Origin of the sequence: Anoxybacillus sp. J5B_2022 (assembly GCF_026847645.1) — a bacterium.
Lineage (GTDB): Bacteria > Bacillota > Bacilli > Bacillales > Anoxybacillaceae > Anoxybacteroides.
The window spans coordinates 1-3,146 of sequence record NZ_JAPSMC010000111.1 but is presented as its reverse complement, the minus strand read 5'-3'; the positions used below and the strand labels follow the sequence as shown (position 1 = coordinate 3,146).

Genomic DNA, 3,146 nt, shown 5'->3' with positions numbered 1-3,146 from the left:
TCAATGATGTATTATGCTACTTGACGTGGGGGTTTTGTTGTATAATATATATTGGTGAATATTTTGCATGGAATTCAGTTAGTCATAAACGCAACAGATGTTCCATATATTTAAAAATCTAGAATGAGAGAATGAGAGAAAATAGAGGTGAATAAAAAAGATGAAGGGGCTCAGTAAAACCGTACAATGGTTTCAGCGCTGGTCAGACTCGCATCTCCGCTTTTTTCTATTAGCGGTGTTTTTATTTTGGATGAAAACATACGCTGCCTATCGAATCGAATTTAACTTAGGCATCAGCAACACGATGCAGCAATGGTTGCTGTTTATCAACCCGATTAGTTCGGTCATTTTCTTCTTTGGTCTCGCTTTACTAGCAAAAGGAAAAAGACCGTATATTTGGCTGATCGTCATTGATTTTATATTGTCGTTTATTTTATACGCTAACATCGTCTATTATCGGTTCTTTAGCGATTTCATTACGCTCCCAACATTAACGCAAACGAGCAATTTTGGCAACCTCGGCGGCAGCATTTTAGAGTTATTAAAATGGCACGATTTCATTTATTTCGTTGACATGATCTTATTAGTTTCGTTGATCGTGAAAGAAAGAACAAACTTGCAGCCCATTTCGTTGGGTCGTCACAAAAAGAATTTACTGTTTGCGACAGCGGTTTTTACGTTTGTGACAAACTTGGCATTGGCGGAAATTGATCGTCCGCAATTATTAACAAGAACGTTTGACCGCAACTATATTGTGAAATATTTAGGCATGTATAACTATGTCATTTACGATGCGATTCAAAGCATGAAATCGTCCACGCAGCGCGCGTTTGCGAATAAAAGTGATGTGACAACGGTTTTAAACTACGTACAAGCAACGTATGCCAAACCGAATCCGGCTTACTTTGGCAAAGGAAAAGGCATGAACGTCATCTATATTCATTTAGAGTCGTTCCAAAATTTTTTGATTAACTATAAGTTAAACGGGCAAGAAGTGACACCGTTTTTAAACTCGCTGACACGTGAAAAAAATACAATGTATTTCGATAACTTTTTCCACCAAACAGGGCAAGGGAAAACATCGGACGCTGAATTTATGCTAGAAAATTCCTTGTTCGGCTTGCCACAAGGGTCGGTCTTTACAACGAAGGCGCAAAATACCTACCATGCCGCCCCTGCTATTTTAAAACAGCTCGGTTATACGTCTGCGGTCTTCCACGGGAACTATAAAACGTTCTGGAACCGCAATGAAATTTATAAATCGTTTGGATTCGATCACTTTTTCGATGCAAGCTACTATGATATGAACGAACAAGATGTATTAAACTATGGCTTAAAAGATAAGCCATTCTTTAGAGAGTCAATTCCATTATTGCAAACGTTGAAAGAACCGTTTTACGTGAAATTTATTACGTTGTCGAACCATTTCCCTTATTTGATCGATGAAAATGAAGCAACGATTCCGCCTGCCACAACCGGTGATGGTTCGGTCGACCGTTACTTCCAAACAGCGCGTTATTTAGATGAAGCGGTGAAAGAGTTTTTTGATTACTTGAAGCAATCGGGGCTTTACGATCGCTCAATCATCATTTTATACGGCGACCATTACGGCATTTCAGACAATCATAACGAAGCGATGGCGCAAATTATTGGAAAAGAGATTACACCGTTTGAACACGCTCAATTGCAGCGCGTACCGTTGTTTATCCGCGTTCCGGGCGTAAAGGGTGGGGTCATGCATCAATACGGCGGCGATGTCGACGTATTGCCAACGGTTCTTCACCTATTAGGAGTGGATACGAAAAATTATATCCAGTTTGGTACAGACTTATTGTCGCCAGAACATCAGCAAATCGTCCCATTCCGCAACGGCGATTTCGTCACACCAACCATTACCGCTGTTGACGGAAAATATTACAATACGCAAACAGGCGAACCAATGGAGAAAAATGACGAAATCAACCGCGCCGAACAAATCGTCCGGACAAAGCTAAGCATGTCCGATAAAGTCGTATACGAAGATTTATTGCGCTTCTACACACCAAAAGGATTCAAGCCGGTAGATCGTTCGAAATACGACTACAACCATCGCGAAGAACAATAGAGTAGGAGGAGGTGATTAACCTCCGTCCTCTCACACCACCGTACGTACGGTTCCGTATACGGCAGTTCAATCAAGATAAGTGACGCAAGAATTCATAACGTTTTTGTAGACTTTTGAGCCCTTGGTTACTCCAATAAGAGTTCCCAAGGGTTCTGTGTAATATAGGGCTGTTTGAAATACGCCAGTAACCTTTTCTGCTATTTCCCCATTCATAGGCTTTCCATGAAGGAACTCCTAGTTTCATCAGGTTGCGTATTCTTGTTCTTGGCTTTTTCCAGTTTTTCCACAAACACATGCGAAGTCTTCGACGAATCCATCCATCTATATAAGCAGCAATAAAGATTTTCGTGCCTTTGAATGCTTATAATTATGTTATTCATAGTGGGATAAGACGAGATTATTGAATGGATTCACTGTAAAACATAAATTCAACTTATATAGTTTCTCAAAGGTAGTTTTCGTATCCGCCAGCGCAAAGTATCCACACCATCCTAATAAATACTGATTCAGTTTCTGAATCCGATATTCCATTGGATATGGCATCTTCCTAGAGGTGATTTCTCGTACTTTCTTCTTCATTCGTTTGAGACTTTCTTTTGCTATTCGAACTTTTGGCTCTTTTGAGTCGGTGAAACTAAATCCAAGAAATTTTCGTTTCCAAGGACGGTCTACTGCCGACTTCTTCTCATTCACTTTCAAACGGAGTTTACGCTCAATGAATCGTTGAACGCTTGCCATTGTTCGTTCTCCTGCCCTTTTTGATTTTACGTAAATGTTACAGTCGTCTGCGTAACGAACGAATTTGTGCCCTCTCTTTTCTAATTCTTTATCAAGTTCGTCAAGAACGATGTTAGAGAGTAGCGGGCTTAGTGGACCGCCCTGCGGTGTTCCTTCCTCTGTACTTGAAACTACTCCATGAATCATGACGCCCGCCTGTAGATATTTGCGAATTAATTTCAATAGTCGTTTATCCTTGATTCTTTTCGCTAATGTGCTCATGAGCCTGTCATGGTTTACCTTATCAAAGAACTTTTCTAAATCT

General features: G+C 40.3%; 2 protein-coding genes and 1 pseudogene. 1 reads left to right on the top strand and 2 read right to left on the bottom strand.

Annotated elements, in window-relative coordinates; genetic code table 11:
- The first annotated feature begins 160 nt into the window (after positions 1-160).
- A complete protein-coding gene (locus M4I42_RS16445) occupies positions 161-2,104 on the top strand; it encodes an LTA synthase family protein (protein ID WP_268853130.1) in 1,944 nt (647 codons plus the stop codon).
- 70 nt (positions 2,105-2,174) lie between these two features.
- Here M4I42_RS16445 and M4I42_RS16440 read toward each other — a convergent pair.
- Both M4I42_RS16440 and M4I42_RS16435 read right to left on the bottom strand, forming a co-directional pair.
- A pseudogene (locus M4I42_RS16440) lies at positions 2,175-2,426 on the bottom strand (group II intron reverse transcriptase/maturase); the annotation flags it as partial.
- Positions 2,427-2,476: 50 nt separating this feature from the next.
- Positions 2,477-3,146: reverse transcriptase domain-containing protein (locus M4I42_RS16435; RefSeq protein WP_268853129.1), on the bottom strand; the 670-nt coding region annotated here is incomplete at its 5' end.